This is a genomic window from Nitratireductor aestuarii, assembly GCF_014641695.1.
Taxonomy (GTDB): Bacteria; Pseudomonadota; Alphaproteobacteria; order Rhizobiales; family Rhizobiaceae; genus Chelativorans; species Chelativorans aestuarii.
The window spans coordinates 22,267-42,078 of sequence record NZ_BMIF01000018.1 but is presented as its reverse complement, the minus strand read 5'-3'; the positions used below and the strand labels follow the sequence as shown (position 1 = coordinate 42,078).

General features: G+C 59.6%; 22 protein-coding genes and 1 pseudogene. 18 read left to right on the top strand and 5 right to left on the bottom strand.

All coding sequences use genetic code 11. The features are described from left to right. The 3 genes and pseudogenes from IEX27_RS19605 to hemB form a co-directional block, all read right to left on the bottom strand. Positions 1 to 217 (bottom strand): annotated as a pseudogene (locus tag IEX27_RS19605) (transposase); the annotation flags it as partial. A 346-nt stretch (positions 218 to 563) separates the two neighbouring features. Next, the gene (locus IEX27_RS19600; protein ID WP_188722798.1) at positions 564 to 1,328 is read right to left on the bottom strand and encodes an arginyltransferase; all 765 of its coding nucleotides are present in this window, start codon (positions 1,326 to 1,328) and stop codon (positions 564 to 566) included. 172 nt (positions 1,329 to 1,500) lie between these two features. Further along, positions 1,501 to 2,529 carry a porphobilinogen synthase gene (gene hemB, locus IEX27_RS19595; RefSeq protein ID WP_188722797.1) on the bottom strand — a complete coding sequence of 343 codons (1,029 nt, stop codon included), beginning with the start codon at positions 2,527 to 2,529 and terminating at the stop codon, positions 1,501 to 1,503. 216 nt (positions 2,530 to 2,745) lie between these two features. Here hemB and IEX27_RS19590 point away from each other — a divergent pair, with 216 nt between their 5' ends. The 11 genes from IEX27_RS19590 (at position 2,746) to IEX27_RS19540 (ending at position 13,841) form a co-directional block, all read left to right on the top strand. Beyond that, the gene (locus IEX27_RS19590) at positions 2,746 to 3,168 is read left to right on the top strand and encodes a DUF6163 family protein (protein WP_188722796.1); all 423 of its coding nucleotides are present in this window, start codon (positions 2,746 to 2,748) and stop codon (positions 3,166 to 3,168) included. Positions 3,169 to 3,323: 155 nt separating this feature from the next. Continuing rightward, a complete protein-coding gene (gene ldtR, locus IEX27_RS19585) occupies positions 3,324 to 3,839 on the top strand; it encodes a transcriptional regulator LdtR (protein ID WP_188722795.1) in 516 nt (171 codons plus the stop codon). Between the two features lie 224 nt (positions 3,840 to 4,063). Further along, the gene (locus IEX27_RS19580) at positions 4,064 to 5,320 is read left to right on the top strand and encodes a L,D-transpeptidase family protein (protein WP_188722794.1); all 1,257 of its coding nucleotides are present in this window, start codon (positions 4,064 to 4,066) and stop codon (positions 5,318 to 5,320) included. A gap of 197 nt (positions 5,321 to 5,517) precedes the next feature. Then, a complete protein-coding gene (gene glyA, locus IEX27_RS19575) occupies positions 5,518 to 6,828 on the top strand; it encodes a serine hydroxymethyltransferase (protein WP_188722793.1) in 1,311 nt (436 codons plus the stop codon). A gap of 99 nt (positions 6,829 to 6,927) precedes the next feature. After that, positions 6,928 to 7,392, top strand: a complete 465-nt coding sequence (gene nrdR, locus IEX27_RS19570) for a transcriptional regulator NrdR (RefSeq protein ID WP_188722792.1) — start codon at positions 6,928 to 6,930, stop codon at positions 7,390 to 7,392. A 3-nt stretch (positions 7,393 to 7,395) separates the two neighbouring features. Next, positions 7,396 to 8,526, top strand: a complete 1,131-nt coding sequence (ribD, locus tag IEX27_RS19565; RefSeq protein WP_188722791.1) for a bifunctional diaminohydroxyphosphoribosylaminopyrimidine deaminase/5-amino-6-(5-phosphoribosylamino)uracil reductase RibD — start codon at positions 7,396 to 7,398, stop codon at positions 8,524 to 8,526. Continuing rightward, entirely contained in the window at positions 8,526 to 9,152 is a 627-nt protein-coding gene (locus IEX27_RS19560) for a riboflavin synthase (protein WP_188722790.1), read from the top strand. The genes ribD and IEX27_RS19560 overlap by 1 nt, the downstream gene beginning before the upstream one ends. A 189-nt stretch (positions 9,153 to 9,341) precedes the next feature. Then, complete coding sequence (gene ribH, locus IEX27_RS19555) at positions 9,342 to 9,809, top strand: 6,7-dimethyl-8-ribityllumazine synthase (protein WP_188722789.1); 468 nt, start codon at positions 9,342 to 9,344, stop codon at positions 9,807 to 9,809. Position 9,810: 1 nt separating this feature from the next. Beyond that, entirely contained in the window at positions 9,811 to 10,314 is a 504-nt protein-coding gene (gene nusB, locus IEX27_RS19550) for a transcription antitermination factor NusB (RefSeq protein WP_280516501.1), read from the top strand. Next, positions 10,311 to 11,525, top strand: coding sequence for an MFS transporter (locus tag IEX27_RS19545; protein ID WP_244630463.1), 1,215 nt, complete (start codon positions 10,311 to 10,313; stop codon positions 11,523 to 11,525). The genes nusB and IEX27_RS19545 overlap by 4 nt, the downstream gene beginning before the upstream one ends. A 177-nt stretch (positions 11,526 to 11,702) precedes the next feature. Further along, entirely contained in the window at positions 11,703 to 13,841 is a 2,139-nt protein-coding gene (locus tag IEX27_RS19540) for a sodium-translocating pyrophosphatase (protein WP_188722787.1), read from the top strand. 76 nt (positions 13,842 to 13,917) lie between these two features. Here IEX27_RS19540 and IEX27_RS19535 read toward each other — a convergent pair whose 3' ends face one another. Then, positions 13,918 to 14,430, bottom strand: a complete 513-nt coding sequence (locus IEX27_RS19535; protein ID WP_188722786.1) for an outer membrane protein assembly factor BamE — start codon at positions 14,428 to 14,430, stop codon at positions 13,918 to 13,920. 139 nt (positions 14,431 to 14,569) lie between these two features. Between IEX27_RS19535 and IEX27_RS19530 the strand changes: the two genes are divergently transcribed. From IEX27_RS19530 to IEX27_RS19505, 6 genes are all read left to right on the top strand, one after another. Beyond that, the gene (locus tag IEX27_RS19530; RefSeq protein ID WP_188722785.1) at positions 14,570 to 15,121 is read left to right on the top strand and encodes a ubiquinol-cytochrome C chaperone family protein; all 552 of its coding nucleotides are present in this window, start codon (positions 14,570 to 14,572) and stop codon (positions 15,119 to 15,121) included. Further along, entirely contained in the window at positions 15,118 to 15,663 is a 546-nt protein-coding gene (locus IEX27_RS19525) for a YceD family protein (protein WP_188722784.1), read from the top strand. Before IEX27_RS19530 ends, IEX27_RS19525 begins: the two co-directional genes overlap by 4 nt. Positions 15,664 to 15,767: 104 nt before the next feature. After that, a complete protein-coding gene (gene plsX / locus IEX27_RS19520; protein WP_188722783.1) occupies positions 15,768 to 16,823 on the top strand; it encodes a phosphate acyltransferase PlsX in 1,056 nt (351 codons plus the stop codon). A gap of 9 nt (positions 16,824 to 16,832) precedes the next feature. Continuing rightward, the gene (locus tag IEX27_RS19515; protein WP_188722782.1) at positions 16,833 to 17,804 is read left to right on the top strand and encodes a beta-ketoacyl-ACP synthase III; all 972 of its coding nucleotides are present in this window, start codon (positions 16,833 to 16,835) and stop codon (positions 17,802 to 17,804) included. 111 nt (positions 17,805 to 17,915) lie between these two features. Continuing rightward, positions 17,916 to 18,236, top strand: a complete 321-nt coding sequence (locus IEX27_RS19510) for an integration host factor subunit alpha (RefSeq protein ID WP_188722781.1) — start codon at positions 17,916 to 17,918, stop codon at positions 18,234 to 18,236. 219 nt (positions 18,237 to 18,455) lie between these two features. Beyond that, a complete protein-coding gene (locus IEX27_RS19505; RefSeq protein ID WP_188722780.1) occupies positions 18,456 to 18,986 on the top strand; it encodes a MerR family transcriptional regulator in 531 nt (176 codons plus the stop codon). A gap of 6 nt (positions 18,987 to 18,992) precedes the next feature. Here IEX27_RS19505 and arsC read toward each other — a convergent pair whose 3' ends face one another. After that, a complete protein-coding gene (gene arsC, locus IEX27_RS19500; RefSeq protein WP_188722779.1) occupies positions 18,993 to 19,340 on the bottom strand; it encodes an arsenate reductase (glutaredoxin) in 348 nt (115 codons plus the stop codon). 155 nt (positions 19,341 to 19,495) lie between these two features. Here arsC and IEX27_RS19495 point away from each other — a divergent pair, with 155 nt between their 5' ends. Then, positions 19,496 to 19,801, top strand: a complete 306-nt coding sequence (locus IEX27_RS19495; protein WP_188722778.1) for a DUF1236 domain-containing protein — start codon at positions 19,496 to 19,498, stop codon at positions 19,799 to 19,801. Positions 19,802 to 19,812 lie beyond the last annotated feature (11 nt).

Here is a 19,812-nt window from a genome sequence, read left to right as displayed (position 1 = left end):
GAACGTAGATACCGCAGGTAAAGCACTATCTTCTTTGGCTCTCTTTACCCACTTGCGAACGAGATTGGCGTTGACGCCGTGCTCCAGAGCTAGACGCGAAACCGAAACGCCGGGCTCTAAACACGCTTGCGACAAGCCGATCTCGGGAGGCAGGGTCATATCGACGGCGGCCGTCGCGGCCAACAAGCCGCACCTGCAGTTTAGGAGTATCGTCCATGATTTGGTGTCCACCTCTTTTTGGTGGTGAACTGCATGCATCAGAGCACTGCGCTTCAGAAGGTGCACAGAAATTCGCGCTTACGAATTTGGGCCTGCGCCGGATATGTCAGTCCGGCGAACGCAAATAATCCGGCCATGGTTGCCCAGAGTAGTCGTTTTTTCACGCGATGTGGTGCTTCGGGGAGGATGTCAGGAATCATCTAGCGTACCCAGGTTGATGCACTAGTGATGCTATCCGAGAAAGTGCGCGTGTATGCGTATGCGAGACGTAACTAACTGTAGTCCTTACGCATCAGCCGACAGAAAGTGTGTATCTGACCAGATGAGGAACTGACTGTGAGCGGTTAGCGGACCTGGAGTGTCGGCGTAAACTTAACCCAACCATTGGGGCCGAGGTGCTCCTGGGGCTGGTAGCGGATCTTGTAGCCCATCTTTTTCGAACCGTTTACCCAGTACCCGAGATAAACATGAGGTAGACCGCGGGCCTGCGCCCGCCGGATGTGGTCGAGGATCAGGTAAGAGCCCAGCGAACGCCTTTCCAATTCCGGATTGTAGAAGGAATAGACCATCGACAGGCCGTCAGACATCTCGTCCGTCAGCGCCACTGCGATCAATTCGCCTTCGCCCTTGCCGGTCACGAAGGAGTCGGGGCCACGAAGGCGGTACTCGATGACCCTGGTGGAGACGTGGGAGTCCTCCACCATCATCGCATAATCGAGCATGGTCATGTCCGACATGCCGCCGCCGCGATGGCGGACATCGAGATAGGCGCGGAAGAGCGAATATTGCTCGCTGCTGGGCTCGGGACCGCGTTCCTCACCGATCAGGTCGGCATTGGTCTTCAGCACGCGCTTCATGTTCTTTGTTGGCTGGAACTGCTGGGCGAGGATGCGCACGGAGACGCAGGCCCGGCAGGTCTCGCAGGCGGGGCGATAGGCGATATTCTGGGAGCGACGGAACCCGCCCTGGGTCAGGATGTCGTTCAGTTCCATCGCCTTGTCACCGACCAGGTGGGTGAACACCTTCCGCTCGTACTGGCCCGCAAGATAGGGGCAGGGCGAGGGCGCCGTCAGGAAGAATTGCGGGGAGTGACTTGGTTGTTGCGTCATCTTGGGGCGTTCTACTCAAAACCAGTCGTTGTCCTGGCACCGCGGCATCTGCACAGTTTCAATTGTAAGTAAGAACGCGTTATGCGCAACTCAACCTCGCTTGATTGCCTTCCCTCACAATGTTGATCGGGGAACCGTGTAAGCGTTCGCGCCGCCCCACGGTTCCATGCGATCAGCCACGCAGACGCTCGGCAACCTCCATGGCGAAATAGGTCAGAATGCCGTCACAGCCGGCGCGCTTGAAGGCGAGCAGACTCTCAAGCATGGCTTTTTCACCGTCGATCCAGCCGTTGGCGGCAGCCGCCTTGATCATCGCATATTCGCCCGACACCTGGTAGGCGAAGGTTGGAACCGCAAACGTGTCCTTCAGTCGGCGGACGATGTCGAGATAGGGCAGGCCGGGCTTGACCATGATCATGTCCGCACCTTCGGCCAGGTCCTGCTCGGTCTCGCGGATTGCCTCGTCGGTGTTGGCGGGATCGATGTAGTAGGTCTTCTTGTCGCCCTTCAGCAGGCCGCTGGTGCCGATCGCATCGCGATAGGGGCCATAGAAGGCCGAGGCAAACTTGGTCGCGTAGGACATGATCGCCACTTCCTGGAAGCCGTTGGCGTCCAGCGCTTCGCGGATGGCGCCGATGCGGCCGTCCATCATATCGGAGGGGGCAATGACATCCGCGCCTGCGGCAGCCTGGAGCACGGCGGCGTCAGCGATCTGCTCGACGGTTTCGTCGTTGAGGATCACACCGTCGACCAGGATGCCGTCATGGCCGTGAGTGGTAAATGGATCAAGCGCGACATCGGTGATGACGCCGATCTCGGGAACCGCCTGCTTGATGGCGCGGGTCGCCTTGTTGATCAGGTTGTCCGCGTCGAGGATCGCCGATCCACGATCGTCCTTCTTCCCAAGCTCGATCTTCGGGAAGGTCGCGACGGCCGGAATGCCAAGCTTGGCGGCACGCTCCACCTCGCGCACGGCGCGGTCGACGGAGAGGCGCTTCACGCCGGGCATCGCCTCGATGGCTTCCTCGCGGTTCTCGCCTTCAACGAGGAAGATCGGCCAGATCAGGTCGTCCACGCGCAGGTGATTTTCCTGAACCAGCCGGCGTGCCCAATCCGCCTTGCGCATGCGGCGGAGCCGGCGGCTGGACGTGATTTCATCCACAGTCCGGAGAGTAGTTTTGGTACTGACGATCTTGTTCATTGGAACTCTCCTTTTCACAGTACACTATAACGCCGAAGGGCCGGCAGACAAGATTGCCGCTTGGCTTCCGGTACCGGGCGGGTGATGGATTGACGACTGCTACAGCGCTTCCTTAGCAATTACATGGTGAATCATGTACAAGGACTGGCCTTACCCCGCCATAAGACAAATCGAAGCTGAAGGGTGCTGCGAACGCCCGGTTGCCGAAGGAAGCCCGTGTCGGAAAACATCACACGCCAAATTGCAGCAAGACAATCGAACCACCACTTCGGTCTGGAGCTGTTACAGCGCGCCGTAGCCCTGCTCTGTCTTGCGCAGGGTGTACTCTACTGGACGCGGCTTGTGGGTGTTTATCCTTCTGCCGAATGGCGTTTCGATCTGCTGCCCACGCACTGGCAGGCTGCGGCGGGTTCGCTCGCCGTCTTCTTTCCGTTCGCTTCGGTGGGCCTGTGGACGCTTGCCTCGTGGGGGCCAGTGATCTGGTTCGTCTGTGCGGCGATTGAAATCGTGATGTTCAGCTTCCTCCACGATCTGTTCGGTTTCCGGCCGTGGATCGTGGCCGCGCATCTCCTGACAGCAGGCTGCTATGTTGCCCTTCGTCTCGCCATTTATCTCGAGGAGAGGCGGGAGGCCGATTAACCTCGGTTAACGCCTTTTTAGCCACGAAACCGCGCACTGCGCCGTAAGCCTCTGTTAAGTCTGATATTTAAGTACAATTTTAGAGGCCGTCGATAGGTTCGACGCCAAGGTGAAAACAAAAAGAAATCACCAGGCGTCAAACGAAAGGCACTACCATGATCAACTCAGGCGTTGCCCATCAGGGCACGGCAGTTCATCGACCAGGTGAGACAGGCCTCCGGTCGCTCTATCTGGAAGCGCTTCACCTGGTCGAACGTCTGCACCGCCGTTTGCAGGATGTCGTGAAGGACGAGTTCGACCGCCAGGGTCGCGACGACATCAATGCCATCCAGGCGATTCTGCTTTTCAACATCGGCGATGCTGAGCTCTCGGCTGGCGAGCTCCGTTCACGAGGATATTACCAGGGCTCGAACGTCTCCTATAACCTGAAGAAACTGATCGAGCTCGGCTTCATCAATCACCAGCGTTCCGCAACCGACCGTCGCGCGGTACGGGTCAGCCTCACGCCCAAGGGCAAGGAAGTGGCCGAGGTCGTTGCACGGCTCTATGACCGTCACATCGGCACGATTGAACAGGTTGGCGGCATCAACGAGGTCGAGTTCGGCCAGATGAACAAGGCCCTGCAGCGGCTCGATCGCTTCTGGAACGACACCATCGCCTATCGCATGTAGGCGGCGTTCCTTGTAATGTGATCAGCGAGCAACAGGCGGCTGCGAAGGATTGCGGCCGCCACAATCGTTTTGCTTGGCCACGTTAACACCATAATTAAGCCCGATGGAAATGGTCCAATTTTGAACGCAAAGGGCCGGGGCACGTTTTCTGTTCTCAGAAAATTAACGTTGTTCCGACCATTTATGCCGAGTAATCGCGCTGAATTAACAGGTCGGGTAAACAGATGAAATCCAGTCGCCGTCTTTTTCTCGCTGGAGCCGGTGCGGCGGTTGCTTCCGCCGCAGCAGGATCGGCTCACGCTCAGAACCTCATTGACTCTATCATTCGGGCGCCGCGGCGTGGCGCATGGAACGATCAGTTCGATGCGGGAGCCACGACGCCTGAGCGGGTTTCGTCCAATGTGGCAATCCTCAACCCAACCACGATCCCCTACGTCGAGCAGGCGATCGCCCAATACCAGAACATTGCCGCGAGTGGCGGTTGGCCGATCGTTCCGGCAACCAAGAAGCTGCAGACGGGCGTTATCGACCCTGACGTCGAGCTCCTGCGCCAGCGCCTGATGATCTCGGGCGACCTCTCGCCCCAAGCTGGCATGTCTCCGGCGTTCGACACTTATGTCGAGGCAGCGCTCAAGCGCTTCCAGGCCCGTCACGGCCTTCCGGCAGATGGCGTCACCGGCAAGTACACCTACGCCGCCATGAACGTTCCGGCGCACATCCGCCTCGGCCAGCTGCAGACCAACCTGCAGCGTCTGCATGAGTGGACGTCGCGTGACCTCGGCTACCGCTTCGTGATGGTGAATATTCCGGCTGCCCACATCCAGGCGGCGGAGAACGGCCGCGTTGCGTTGAGCCACACCGCTGTCGTCGGCAAGATCGACCGCCAGACGCCGATCCTCTCGTCCAAGATCAACGAGATCATCCTCAACCCATACTGGAACGCGCCGGTGTCGATCATCAAGAAAGACATTATCCCGGTCATGCGTACCAACCCGAACTATCTGAGGGACAATAACATCCGTCTGATTGCACCGGATGGTCGTGAAGTTGACCCGATCACGGTTGACTGGTCGACGGACGAGGCGGCGAAGTACCGTTTCCGTCAGGATCCGGGCAAGATCAATGCAATGGCATCGGTGAAGATCAACTTCCCGAACCAGCATGCGGTCTACATGCACGACACTCCGCAGCAGCAGTTCTTCCGCGATCAGGAACGCTTCCATTCGTCGGGCTGCGTGCGCGTGCAGAACGTGCGTGACCTCGTCACCTGGATCCTGCGTGACACGGCCGGCTGGGACCGCCGCACCATTGAGACGACGATCCAGACCGAGATGGACAAGCGCATTCCGGTCGCTGATCCTGTGCCGGTCCACTTCGCTTATATTTCCAGCTGGTCCAGCACCGATGGTGTGGTCCAGTTCCGCGACGATATCTATGGCATGGACGGCGTGCAGGAACTGCAGATGTCGAGCACGCTGTAGCAGCCAAGGGGCTCTTCACAGCGATTTCGATCGAGGCCGCCGTCATGGCGGCCTTGCTACTTCCGGGTGATGAGCCCGAAATTTCACAGGTGGAGTGCAAAAAGCAACGGATAGGCGTGGTGAGAGCGATTGAAAAGTGCTAATGCGCCCGCATTCCGCCGCCCTCATGAGTGCACAAGTCGAAGGAAGTTAGCGCTATGGCCACAGCCTCAGCCGCCCCGAACGTTACCGAGGCCTTTTTCTCCCGCCCGCTCGAAGAAGCCGACAAGGATATCTTTGGCGCAATTCGCAACGAACTCGGTCGCCAGCGGCATGAGATCGAGCTGATCGCGTCTGAGAACATCGTTTCCCGCGCGGTGATGGAAGCTCAGGGTACTGTCCTGACCAACAAGTACGCTGAAGGTTATCCGGGCAAGCGCTATTATGGTGGATGCCAGTTCGTCGACGTTGTTGAGGAACTCGCGATCGAACGCGCCAAGCAGCTGTTCGACTGCAAGTTCGCCAATGTGCAGCCGAACTCCGGCAGCCAGATGAACCAGGCCGTGTTCCTCGCGCTGCTGCAGCCGGGCGACACGTTCATGGGCCTCGACCTGAACTCCGGTGGTCACCTGACCCACGGTTCTCCGGTCAACATGTCGGGCAAGTGGTTCAATGTGGTTTCCTACGGTGTTCGCCGCGACGATCACCTCCTCGACATGGAAGAAATCGAGCGTCTTGCCCAGGAGCACAAGCCGAAGCTCATCCTTGCCGGCGGCACGGCCTATTCGCGCATTTGGGACTGGAAGCGCTTCCGCGAGATCGCTGACAGCGTGGGCGCATATCTGATGGTCGACATGGCTCACATCGCTGGTCTCGTGGCCGGTGGCGAGCATCCGTCGCCGCTGCCGCACGCCCATGTGGTTACGACCACGACCCACAAGTCGCTTCGCGGTCCGCGCGGCGGCATGATCCTGACCAACGACGAAGATATCGCGAAGAAGATCAACTCAGCCGTGTTCCCGGGTCTGCAGGGCGGACCTCTGATGCACGTCATCGCCGCCAAGGCGGTTGCCCTGGGCGAGGCTCTGCAGCCGAGCTTCAAGGACTATGCCCGTCAGGTCGTGCTCAACGCGAAGGCGCTGGCTGAAAGCCTCAAGGAATCCGGTCTCGACATCGTTTCGGGCGGCACCGACAACCACCTGATGCTGGTCGACCTGCGTCCGAAGAACGCCACGGGCAAGCGTGCGGAAGCCGCACTTGGCCGCGCCAACATCACCTGCAACAAGAACGGTATCCCCTTCGATCCCGAAAAGCCGTTCGTGACCTCCGGTGTCCGTCTCGGTACCCCTGCAGGCACGACGCGCGGCTTCGGCGAAGCGGAGTTCCGCGAAATCGGCAACCTGATCGCCGAAGTTCTGGACGGCCTCAAGGTCGCCAATTCCGACGAAGGCAACCAGGCGGTTGAGGAAGCCGTGAAGCAGAAGGTCGTTGCACTGACCGACCGCTTCCCGATCTATCCGTATCTCTAATCACGGAATCGTGGGGGCGGCCCAGTGGGTCGCCCTTTCGTTCAAATGCACTTGAGGAATATTCGCCGATAGGGCGAATGCTTTGAGGAACCGGATTACATGCGCTGCCCCTATTGCCAGTCTGAAGACACGCAGGTGAAAGACTCACGCCCGGCTGACGATGGCAGCGCGATCCGCCGGCGCCGGTCATGCCCTGTCTGTGGCGGCCGCTTCACCACGTTCGAGCGCGTGCAGCTGCGCGACCTGATCGTCGCCAAGAAGTCCGGCCGCAAGGTCCCGTTCGATCGCGACAAGCTGCTTCGTTCTTTCGACATCGCACTGCGCAAGCGCAACGTGGATCCCGAGCGGATCGAGCGGGCTGTCTCCGGCATCGTCCGCCAGCTTGAGAGCACGGGCGAGAGCGAGGTCACGACCGAACAGATCGGCCTTCTGGTGATGGAAGCGCTGAAATCGCTCGACGACGTAGCCTATGTGCGTTTCGCATCCGTCTATCGGAATTTCCGCGAGGCCCGCGACTTCCAGGAAGTGCTCGGCGAGCTGAAGGGCGAGCCGGAGGTCGACTGAGCCATGCCATTGCAGGACGTTTCGACCGAAACCCAGGAGGAACGCGACCGCCGTTTCATGGCCGCCGCGATCCGCTATTCCCGCCGACATCTTGGACTGACGGGCACCAATCCAGCCGTGGGCACCCTCATTGTGCGGGACGATGGTAACGGTCCAGTCATCGTCGGGCGCGGGGTTACCGCCATCGGTGGACGTCCGCATGCCGAGACGCAGGCGCTTGAAGAAGCGGGCGAGAAGGCGCGGGGTGCTACAGCCTACGTCACGCTCGAGCCCTGCGCGCACCATGGCCGCACGCCGCCCTGCGCCGAGGCGCTGATCCGCGCTGGCATCGCCCGTGTTGTTGGAGCTGCCGGTGATCCTGACGATCGCGTGGCAGGGCGTGGCTACGCGATGCTACGAGAGGCGGGGATCGAAGTCGTCAGTGGCGTGCTTGCCGAGGAAGCTGCCGATCTCATGAGCGGCTACCTCATTCGCTCAGCCAACAAACGCGCGCAGGTGATTCTAAAGCTTGCACTTTCCTCCGATGGCATGATCGGCCGGCAGGGCAGGGGTCAGGTGCAGATCAGCGGCGAGATTTCTTCCCGCCAGGTTCATATGATGCGGGCGGAGGCGGATGCCATCCTGATCGGCGTTGGGACGGCGCTGAACGACGATCCGGCTCTCACCTGTCGCCTGCCGGGGCTGGAAAGCCGTTCGCCAGCCCGTATCGTGCTCGACCGACACCTGCGGCTGCCGCTCAACTCCACGCTCGTCTCTTCCGCGCGCAAGGTGCCTCTGTATCTGACTGCCGCCAGCGACTGTCCGCTGGACCGCAAGGCAGCCTATGTGGAAGCCGGCGTGCAGTTCCTGGCGATCGAGACGGCGGATGGCGAGGTGGCTCTTCCGGAGTTGGTGGAGGATCTCGCGGCCAAAGGTTTTACTTCGGTTCTGGTCGAGGGCGGCGCGCATACCGCGGCGGCCTTCCTGGAAGAGGATCTGGTGGACCGCATCTGCCTCTTCGTTGCACCGAAGACGCTCGGCGAGGATGCTGTTGCCGCCCCGGTCACGCCTGATAATCTGCCTGATGGCTTCCGTCTCGTCCGCCGTGAGCGGTTTGGCGAGGACGACTATTTCGAATTCGTGAAGGAGCGTTGATGTTCACCGGCATCGTCACCGACATCGGCCAAGTTGAATCAATTCAACCACTTGATCAGGGAATTCGCCTAAGGATCGGAACCAATTACGATCCTGCCACGATCGACATCGGTGCTTCCATCGCATGCTCGGGTGTGTGCCTCACCGTCGTGACGCTGCCTGAGACTGCTTCCAACCAGCGCTGGTTCGAGGTTGAGGCCTGGGAAGAAGCGCTGCGGCTCACCACGGCCGGAAGCTGGAAGGAAGGCACGAAGATCAACCTGGAGCGGGCGCTGAAGGTTGGCGACGAACTCGGCGGGCATATCGTGTCCGGACACGTCGATGGTCAGGCGATCATCCGCGAGCGCAAGGACGAGGGCGATGCCGTTCGCTTTGTGCTTGAAGCTCCGGTAGAGTTGGCGAAGTTCATCGCGCCCAAGGGCTCGGTTGCGCTCGACGGAACGTCGCTGACGGTCAACCGCGTCGAGGGCAACCGCTTCGACGTGCTGATCATCCACCATACGCTGACGGTCACGACCTGGGGGCAGCGGCAAGTGGGCGATGCGGTGAACCTCGAGGTGGACACCATGGCGCGCTATGCCGCACGACTGGTTGAAGCCGAACGCGAGGCCCGGGCGGCTGGCTGAAACGCGCCTGCCTAAAGCTTCAAACGCTTGCACCATCTGAAGAATGTGGTGCAAGTGACTCATATGACTCAACAATGAGGTACCGGCGTTCGCGACAGCCCTGCGCCTACCGCATTGCCGGAATCCAAAAAGTACGGCTTGATAAGAATTGGGCTTAGGCCTAAGTCAGCCGCTATCCTGGAGTTACGAATGGCTGATACAGTTTCCCCCAAGCTTCTCATCGTGGAAGCCCGCTTCTATGACCATTTGGCTGATGGTCTTCTTGCTGGTGCAAAGGCTGCGTTGGACGCGGCAGGCGCTAGCTATGATGTTGTGACGGTGCCTGGTGCACTGGAGATTCCCGCTGCGATCGCGTTTGCCGCTGAAGGTGGCGAGAACGGCGGCGTTGAATATGACGGTTATGTTGCTCTCGGCTGCGTGATCCGTGGCGAGACCTACCACTTCGAGGTGGTCTCGAATGAATCCGCTCGCGGCATCATGGACCTTACCACCATGTTCGGCCTTGCAGTCGGCAACGGCATCCTGACGGTTGAGAACGAAGCGCAGGCGCTCGCCCGCATCGCCAAGACCGAAGATGGCAAGGCAGGCGGCAAGGGCTATGCGGCGGCTCAGGCTGCGCTTACAATGATCGCACTCAAGAAACGTTTTGGAGCTTGAGGTGACATCTGCTCCAACTGAAAATTCGGATCACCCCCGTCCGGCCAACAAGCGTGGCGCTGCCCGGCTCTCCGCAGTCCAGGCGCTGTACCAGATGGACATCGGCGGCTCGGGCCTGCTCGAGACCACTGCCGAATACGAGGCGTTCCGTCTTGGCCAGGAAATCGATGGGGTGATGTATCGCGAGGCGGACCCGCAGTGGTTCCGCGCGATCCTTGCCGGCGTCGTGGAAAACCAGAAGCTGATCGACCCGATCATCCGTCAATCGCTGACGGACGACTGGCCGCTTTCGCGCCTCGATTCCACGCTGCGTGCCATCCTGCGTGCCGGCGCCTTCGAGATCATGAAGAAGCAGGACGTTCCGGTCGCCGTGATCATCACGGAATATCTTGATATCGCCAAGGCGTTCTACAGCGAAGACGACGAGCCGAAGCTGGTGAATGCCGTCCTCGACCGTATCGCTCGCAAGCAGCGCGGCCAGAAGAAGCAGGACGAAGCTTCTTGACGGTCACCGACCCCTACCGCCTCGCGAAGCATAACGCACTGGTGCTCTGCGGAGCACAGGCAGTGGTAGGGGCCGGACAGCCCATTGTTCTTTCGATGGGCGGCCTTGCCGGGGCCTATCTTCTCGGCGCTGACAAGTCTCTTGCCACAGCGCCGATCACCACATTCATGCTCGGCACCGCATTTTCGGCCATCCCGGCAGCCATGCTGATGCGCCGTGTTGGCCGTCGTATCGGCTTCATCGGTGGAGCCGCAGCAACTGCACTCGGCGGCTTGATCGCGGTGCTTGCGCTTTTCCAGAACCATTTCTGGATTTTTGCCTTCGGCCTCATGATCATCGGCGGGGGCAGCGCTTTCCTGCAGCAGTATCGCTTTGCGGCAGCCGATGGCGCGCCATCCGATTTCAAGCCCAAGGCAATCTCCTGGGTCATGATGGGGGGGATTTTCGCCGCCATCATCGGTCCGCAACTTGTGATCTACACGCGCGACCTGTTTGAGCCGGTGATGTTCGCCGGCTCCTTTGCCGCTATCATCGGCCTCGCCATTGTCGGAGGGGCGATCCTCTCTCTCCTGCGTCCCACCGAGGCAAAGGGCAGCAAGGCTGGAGACGTCAAGCCGGCGGCCCGCCCTCTGGTTCAAATCATCAAGCAGCCGCGCTTCATCACGGCAATCGTCTGCGGCATCAGCTCGTTCTCGCTGATGAATTTCGTCATGGTGGGCGCGCCGCTTGCCATGATCGGCTGCGGATTTTCGCCGAACGAAGCGGCACTCGGCATCTCCTGGCACATGGTGGCCATGTATGCTCCGAGCTTCGTTACGGGCCACCTGATCGCACGCTTCGGCAAGGACAGGATGATCGCCTTCGGCATGCTGCTCATGATGGCAGCGGGCGGGGTTGCTCTTTCGGGCATCGAACTCTGGCAGTTCTGGCTGGCGCTCGTGCTGCTCGGTCTCGGCTGGAACTTCAGTTTCATCGGCGCCACGGCGATGGTCTCGGAATGCTACCGTCCTTCCGAAAAGAACAAGGTAGAAGGTCTGCACGACTTCCTGCTCTTCTCCATCGTGGCATTTGGCTCGCTCATGTCCGGACGCGTCTACAATGCGTTCGGCTGGGACATGGTGAACTGGATCATTTTCCCCATCGCAGTTCTCTGCCTTGGCCTTCTTGCGCTCAACGCGGTTCGCGCAACCGCTGCAAGATCAGAAGCATAAGCCAAGTTCTTACCTCTTGAGCAAAGATAAAAGGAGCGGAATTTTCATTCCGCTACCTAGACTTGACCTTGCTCAAGGGGTTTCGCATAAATCCTCTCTGAGGCTGTCTTTATCCATCCACAGTCTTTCTCATGGCCCGGGAGGAGTTCGGCGGGCCAAATTCAGAGGGAAATTGGCATGACCATGCTTTATGTCGTCATTGCCTGCGGCTTGCTTTCTGTCCTGTACGCCATTTGGGCGACACAATCCGTTCTCGCGGCGGATCAGGGCAACGCACGCATGCAGGAAATTGCTGCGGCCATTCGGGAGGGGGCGCAGGCATATCTTACCCGTCAGTACACGACCATCGCGATCGTGGGCATTGTTGTCTTCGTCCTGGTGTGGTGGTTTCTGACAGCTACAGCCGCTATTGGCTTTTTGATCGGTGCTGTTCTTTCAGGTGTTGCCGGATTTATCGGCATGTACATTTCCGTGCGCGCGAATGTCCGTACGGCACAGGCAGCTTCCAACAGTCTCGCGGCGGGGCTCGACATCGCTTTCAAGTCCGGTGCAATCACCGGCATGCTCGTGGCCGGCCTCGCACTTCTCGGCGTATCCGTCTACTACTGGGTGCTGGTTGGTGCGATGGGGCTCGATCCTGCGAGCCGCGGTGTCATTGATGCGCTCGTGGCGCTCGGTTTCGGCGCTTCGCTGATTTCCATCTTCGCCCGTCTCGGCGGCGGCATCTTCACCAAGGGTGCCGACGTGGGCGGCGACCTGGTCGGCAAGGTTGAAGCCGGCATCCCCGAGGATGATCCGCGCAACCCTGCTACGATCGCCGACAACGTGGGCGATAACGTCGGCGACTGCGCCGGCATGGCTGCCGACCTTTTCGAAACCTATGCGGTGACGGTCGTGGCGACGATGGTGCTTGCAGCCATCTTCTTCGGCGGCAGCGAAGTGCTCGGCAGCGCGATCCTCTATCCGCTGGCGATCTGCGGCACCTGCATCATTACCTCCATCGTGGGCACCTTCTTCGTCAAGCTCGGCGCGAATGGCTCGATCATGGGCGCGCTCTACAAGGGCCTAATCGTGACCGGCCTGCTGTCGATCCTGGGTGTCGGTGCGGCGACGTCGCTTACCATCGGCTGGGGCGAAGTAGGTGTGGTCGATGGCATTACCATCACCGGCACGAACCTCTTTATCTGCGGCCTGCTCGGGCTCATCGTGACCGGCCTGATCGTGGTGATCACCGAATATTATACCGGCACCAACAAGCGGCCGGTGAACTCGATTGCCCAGGCTTCCGTCACGGGCCACGGCACCAACGTCATCCAGGGCCTCGCGGTTTCGCTGGAATCAACGGCGCTGCCCGCCATCGTGATCGTCGGCGGCATCATCTTCACTTACCAGCTGGGTGGCCTGTTCGGCACGGCTATCGCGGTGACGACCATGCTCGGCCTTGCCGGCATGATCGTTGCGCTCGACGCCTTCGGTCCGGTGACCGACAACGCGGGCGGTATCGCCGAAATGTCCGGCCTGCCGAAGGAGGTCCGTCAATCGACCGACGCTCTGGACGCTGTGGGCAACACGACCAAGGCGGTGACCAAGGGCTATGCCATTGGTTCGGCGGGTCTGGGTGCGCTGGTGCTCTTTGCCGCCTATAGCTACGACCTGCAGTATTTTGCGGCCAACGGCGAACAGTTCCCGTATTTCGCCGACATGGGCACGGTGTCGTTCGATCTCTCCAACCCCTATGTGGTGGCTGGCCTGATCTTCGGCGGCCTGATCCCGTATCTCTTCGGCGGCATCGCCATGACGGCCGTGGGCCGTGCAGGCGGTGCAGTGGTCGAGGAAGTGCGACGTCAGTTCCGCGAGAAGCCCGGCATCATGAAGGGGACGGATCGACCCGACTATGCCCGCGCGGTCGACATGCTGACGAAGGCTGCCATCCGCGAGATGATTATCCCGTCGCTGCTGCCGGTTCTGGCGCCGCTCGTCGTCTATTTCGGCGTGCTGCTCATCTCCGGTTCGAAGGCTTCCGCCTTTGCGGCCCTTGGTGCTTCGCTGCTTGGCGTGATCGTCAACGGTCTGTTCGTGGCAATCTCCATGACCTCGGGCGGCGGCGCCTGGGACAATGCCAAGAAGAGTTTTGAGGACGGCTTTATCGACAAGGATGGCGTGAAGCACGTCAAGGGTTCGGATGCTCACAAGGCTTCCGTCACGGGCGATACAGTGGGCGATCCCTACAAGGATACCGCTGGTCCGGCCGTGAACCCGATGATCAAGATCACCAACATCATGGCGCTGCTGCTGCTCGCAGTTCTCGCGCACTGATTTGTTGACCCACCATAGACAAAAGGCCTGCGGAGTTCGCTCCGCAGGCCTTTCGTTTGGAAATCTCGAAAACTTCTTACTGTGCGCCGAGCGGGTTCATCGGCATCTGGCCGCTGGCCACACCGGAGATCATCTGCGCGATGAAGTTCTGCTCGCGGCCACCGGTCGGTGTGGTGCGCGAGATGAAGTCGAAGACCTTGCCGTCCTGCAGGCCATAATTGGCGATCTGGCGGACGCGGCCATCCGCACCGAAATAGACGGCCAGAACCTTCTGGTCGACCAGCTTCGGCTTCATGAAGGCAGCGCCGCGGCGGCGGGTCTGGGAGATGTAATAGAAGACCTCGTTATCGAACGTCGCAGTCGTTGAAGGCGTGCCCAGCGCCAGCATCACCTGCTCGCGGCTCGAACCGACGGGGATCAGCTCCAGAGCCTGCTCGTCGATGACATAACCCTGCGTGATGGTCTCGCCCGGCGTCAGGGTGGAAACGGTGTTGCAGCCAGCAAGCGCCAGTCCTGCTCCCGCAAGCGTGACGGCCAAAACAAGCCGACTAGCATGGCTGGTCTTGTAATTTCGCACTTGCAACGACATCTCCTTTATCATCATCCAACATCGCAACGGCTCCAAGCCTTGCGTACGTCGACAAAACGGGTAAACCAGCAACCGCGTCGATGCAACAGAATGCTTTCGATTTGCCAACTTTACTGCACCAAAGGGAGCTCTTATCTCCATGTTTCGATGGTTATTCGGCGACGGGCGCAAAGAGCGCCAGGCTATCGTCGACACCCTTTATGAATGTATTGTGGCAAGTGCACGTCAACCGCAGTTCTACGAGCATCTGGAGGTTCCGGACACGCCACTAGGCCGATTCGAGATGCTTTCTGTGCATTTCTTTCTGGTGCTGCACCGCGTGCGGGACAAAGAAGGCGCTCTCAAGGACATCGCCCAGGAGCTGACGGACCACTTCTTCCTCGATCTCGACCACTCGCTACGCGAGTTCGGCATTGGCGACATGGGCGTGCCGAAGCGCATGAAGAAGTTTGCCAAGATGTTCTACGGAAGGCTCGCTTCCTATACCGAAGCGCTCGACGCCAATGACCGGGATGCGCTGGCCAATGCGCTTAAGCGCAACATCCTGCCAGATCAGGTAAACTGGGACGGAGCAGGGCCGCTTGCGGATTACGTTTTCCGCGCAAACGGTGCGCTCAATGATATTACTGATCAGGAACTAGCCGCAGGAAAACTGCGTTTTGTCTCTTTCGAGCAGGAGAAAAACCAATGACCACTGAATCCAAGAGCCCCGTCTCGTTCCGGTTCCAGGTCAACCGCCTGCCGAAGAATGGTGCTGAGGTAACCCTCGATGCGGACGCCGATCAGCGGGCCGGGCTTGCCCAGGCGCATGATCTCCAGACCGTCGAATCCTTCGTCGCGCAGTTCACCATCAAAGGCTGGAAGGGCGATGGCGTGATCGTCAGCGGACGCGTTCAGGCGAAGATCACGCAGCCATGTGTCGTTACGCTCGAGCCGATTGCATCTGAGATCGACGAAGAGATTTCCTCAGTCTTCGTGCCGGAAAATTCGAAGCTTGCACGTCGCGCCGACGAGACCGAGATCGTGCTCGATCCGGAAGCCGACGATCTTCCCGAGACCTTCAGCGGCGACTCAATCGACCTTGGCGCACTGGCCGAGGAGTTCTTTGCACTCGGTATCGATCCCTATCCGCGTAAGGAAGGCATTTCGCTTCAGGACGCGCTGGGTGAGGAAGAGCAGGAAAACCGCGGTCCTCTCTACGAGGAACTGAAGAAGCTGCGCGGAAATCTTTGAGCCAATCTGCCGAAAACATTGTTGTGCTGCCTCATAAAAAAGCTATTTTCGCAGCGCTTTAGAGCGGCCACATGAGTGGTCTGGATAATAGAGGCATATTTCGCGTGATACGCATTTCAGTTGATGCAATGGGCGGTGATCATGGGCCGGCGGTTACGCTTGCCGGTCTGGCGCATGTTGCAACGCGCAGGCCCGATGCAAGGTTTGTGATTTTCGGTCAGCAGGACGCTGTCCTTCCCGTGCTCGAGCAGATGCCGAAGCTCAAGGAAGTCAGCACGTTCGTGCACTGTGACGTCGCCGTCCAGATGGATGCGAAGCCGAGCCAGGCTTTGCGCCACGGCCGCTGGAAGTCCTCCATGTGGAAAGCCATCGAGGCTGTGAAGACCGGCGAGGCCGATGCCTGCATTTCCGCCGGCAACACCGGCGCGCTGATGGCCATGTCGAAATTCTGCCTGCGCACGATGGCCGACATCGAACGTCCCGCGATTGCAGCCATCTGGCCGACGCTGCGTGGTGAGAGCGTCGTACTCGACGTTGGCGCCACCATCGGTGCGGATGCCCAGCTCCTGGTCGATTTTGCCATCATGGGCGCAGCCCTTGCTCACGCGCTTTTCGATATCGAGAAGCCGACCGTTGGTCTGCTCAACGTCGGCGTCGAGGAGATCAAGGGTCAGGAAGAGGTCAAGGAAGCGGGCCGCATGCTGCGCGAGGCCAATCTTGAGACCATGTCCTACCAGGGCTTCGTTGAAGGCAACGATATAGGCAAGGGAACGGTCGACGTCGTCGTGACGGAAGGTTTTTCGGGCAACATCGCGCTCAAGACCGCCGAGGGAACAGCACGCCAGATCGCGGGTTATCTCCGTGAGGCGATGAACAGTTCCTTCCTGTCGCGTCTGGGCTACCTGCTCGCCAAGGGGGCATTCGACCGCCTGCGCGAGAAGATGAATGTGAACAAGACCAATGGCGGTGTCTTCATGGGGTTGAAGGGTATCGTCGTGAAGAGCCATGGGGGGGCGGATGCGGAAGGATTTGCTGCTGCCGTCGAGCTGGGCTATGAGCTGGTGAAGAGCGGTGTTTTCGAGAAGACCCGCACGACGCTCGATCTTTATCACGCGCGCAAGCCAGCAACGCTGGCTGTCAGCGAAGTATCCGGTGCATAGGTGAATTTGATGATTAGGTCCGTTCTTGTCGGCGTCGGTTCCGCCCTGCCGCGCCGTGTCATGACCAACAAGGATTTCGAGAAGCTTGTTGACACGTCGGACGAGTGGATTGTTCAGCGTACGGGTATCCAGCAGCGCCATGTGGCAGGTGACGACGAAACCACTGTCACGCTCGGCGAGGCAGCTGCACGCGCGGCGATCGAGAACGCAGGGCTGAAGCCGGAAGACATTGACCTTATCATTCTCGCGACCGCGACCCCCAACAACACCTTCCCGGCTTCTTCGGTCGAGATCCAGAACCGCCTTGGCATCCATCACGGCTTTGCCTTCGACATCCAGGCAGTCTGCAGCGGCTTCGTCTATGCGATCAGCGTCGCCGACCTCCACATAAAGGCAGGTCAGGCCAAGCGCGCGCTGGTGATCGGCTCGGAAACCTTCTCGCGCATCCTCGACTGGAGCGATCGCACCACCTCCGTGCTCTTCGGTGACGGCGCAGGCGCTGTTGTACTCGAAGCGCAGGAAGGCGAGGGCACGGTTGACGATCGAGGCATTCTCGCCTCGTCGCTGCGTTCGGACGGCGCGCACAAGGAAAAGCTTTTCGTCGATGGCGGTCCTTCCACCACCGGCACGGTCGGCCATCTGCGGATGCAGGGCCGCGAGGTCTTCAAGCATGCTGTCGGCATGATCACGGATGTGATTGTCGATGTTTTCGCTAAGACCGGCATCACCGCAGAGCAGCTGGATTGGTTCGTTCCCCATCAGGCGAACAAGCGCATCATCGATGCATCCGCCAAGAAGCTCGGCATTTCCGAGGAAAAGGTGGTGATCACCGTTCACAAGCACGGCAACACTTCTGCTGCATCCGTGCCTCTGGCGCTGGCCACGGCTGTCGCCGAAGGCAAGATCAAGAAGGGTGACCTGGTGATGCTCGAGGCCATGGGCGGCGGCTTCACCTGGGGTGCTGTATTGCTTCGCTGGTAGATGGTTACTGATTTACTCACTTTTGGGCGCTTGACCTGCATACATCAATTTGGGTAACGTCGCCTTGAGCTTCTTTGTATTTCAATAGTTTGGAAGAAATGGAACCGTCTGATGGGGGGTAAAACCGTCACACGCGCAGACTTGGCCGAGGCAGTCTATCGGAAGATAGGTTTATCGCGCACCGAGTCCGCGCAAATCGTCGAGATGGTTCTGCAGGAAGTCTGCGATGCCATCGTGCGGGGGGAAACCGTAAAGCTGTCGTCCTTCGCCACCTTCCAGGTGCGCGACAAGAACGAACGCATCGGCCGCAATCCGAAGACCGGCGAAGAGGTTCCGATCTCTCCGCGTCGCGTGATGACCTTCAAGGCATCCAACGTGTTGAAGAATCAGATCCTTCGCGCCCACCAGCTGCGCAAGAAGAAGGCTTCCTAGTGAGCCTTGCCGCTCGTCGCCTGCCGGTTGTCGGGGGGCGGCTTGCATTGAACTGCCGTCAAAAGCCACACCATGACGCTTCATGTCAGCTCGACGCACAATGTGTTGTGGCGGGCGGCTTCATGCAGATGAGCATAAACCTCCAATCCACTTGTCATTTTCCGCCGAACATTGCTCTATTAAGCGAATGAGTCGTAACTGAGCGAGAAGGGCATGGACATGGATAAGAGCCCGGACGCATTCCGCACGATCAGTGAAGTTGCGGAGGATCTGGACCTTCCACAGCACGTGCTTCGTTTCTGGGAGACACGTTTCTCGCAGATCAAGCCCCTGAAGCGTGGCGGTGGCCGCCGTTACTACCGGCCGCAGGACGTGGACCTGATCCGCGGCATTCGCTTCATGCTTTATGAACAGGGCTACACGATCAAGGGCGTGCAGAAGATCCTGCGCGAGAACGGCCCGCAGTTCGTCGTGGCGCTCGGTCGTGGCGAAGTGGCCGAAGTCGAGGCCATGAACCAGATGAAGGCCGCCGAGGTTGCTGCGACCGCCGTCCAGCCCGATGACGGCGAAGATCTGGTTGGACAGGCCAAGAAGCCGGCACGGCGCTTCTTTGGTCTCGGATCGTCCCGTGAGGATGAGGGGCAGGGCGCCGGCGAGGGCGGTTCACTCTCTCGCGAGAACCGCGCGCTGCTGCAGGAGACGCTGTTCGACCTCCTCGAATGCAAACGCCTGCTTGATCAGGTGCGCTAGCCGCTTCTACAGCAAATCGCGAACCAGATCGGCGGGACGGCAGAGCCGCGTCCCGCGCGGCGTTTCCACAATCGGGCGCTCGATGAAGATCGGGTGCTCGACCATGAAGCCGATCAGCTGCTCATCCGTCCATTTCGGATCGTCGAGCCCGAGCTCCTCATAGGGCGTACCCTTCTTCCGCAGCAACTCGCGCGGCGACATCTTCATCGCTTTCAGGAGCTCGATCAGCCGCTCGCGCGATGGAGGGTTCTTCAGATATTCCACAACCACGGGTTCAGCACCGCTCTCGCGGATCATCGCAAGGACGTTGCGCGAGGTGCCGCACTTCGGGTTGTGATAGATCGTGACGGTCATCGGGCTACCTTCCATCTGCCAACGGGTATTGCAGTTCCCATAGCATTCTTTGGCGCCGTTCACGACCGGGAGGTCACTAGCAAAAGTCAGAAAGCGTGGAACTCCTTTGTTCATTCCGAGTTGGGTCAGCAACAGAAACAGGGAGATACCGCTAAATGAAACGCCTCATTCTGACGACTGCCTTTGTTGCCCTTGCAGGTTATGCATCTGCACAGACCACGGTCGTCATTTCCCCTGAACAGGAAACCGTCATTCGCGAGTATGTGGTGACGCATCAGCCGGCACCAGTCGAAGTTCCAGCCGATCTCACCCTTGAAGTAGGAACCGCCCTGCCTGAGACAATCGAATTGCAGCCACTCGAAGCACCGAACCTCGAGGTTGAATATCGCTACTTCGTGGTGGATGGCCGCACCGTTCTGGTAGAGCCGGAAACCCGGAAGATCGTACAGATCATCCAGTAAGCTGACGTTCT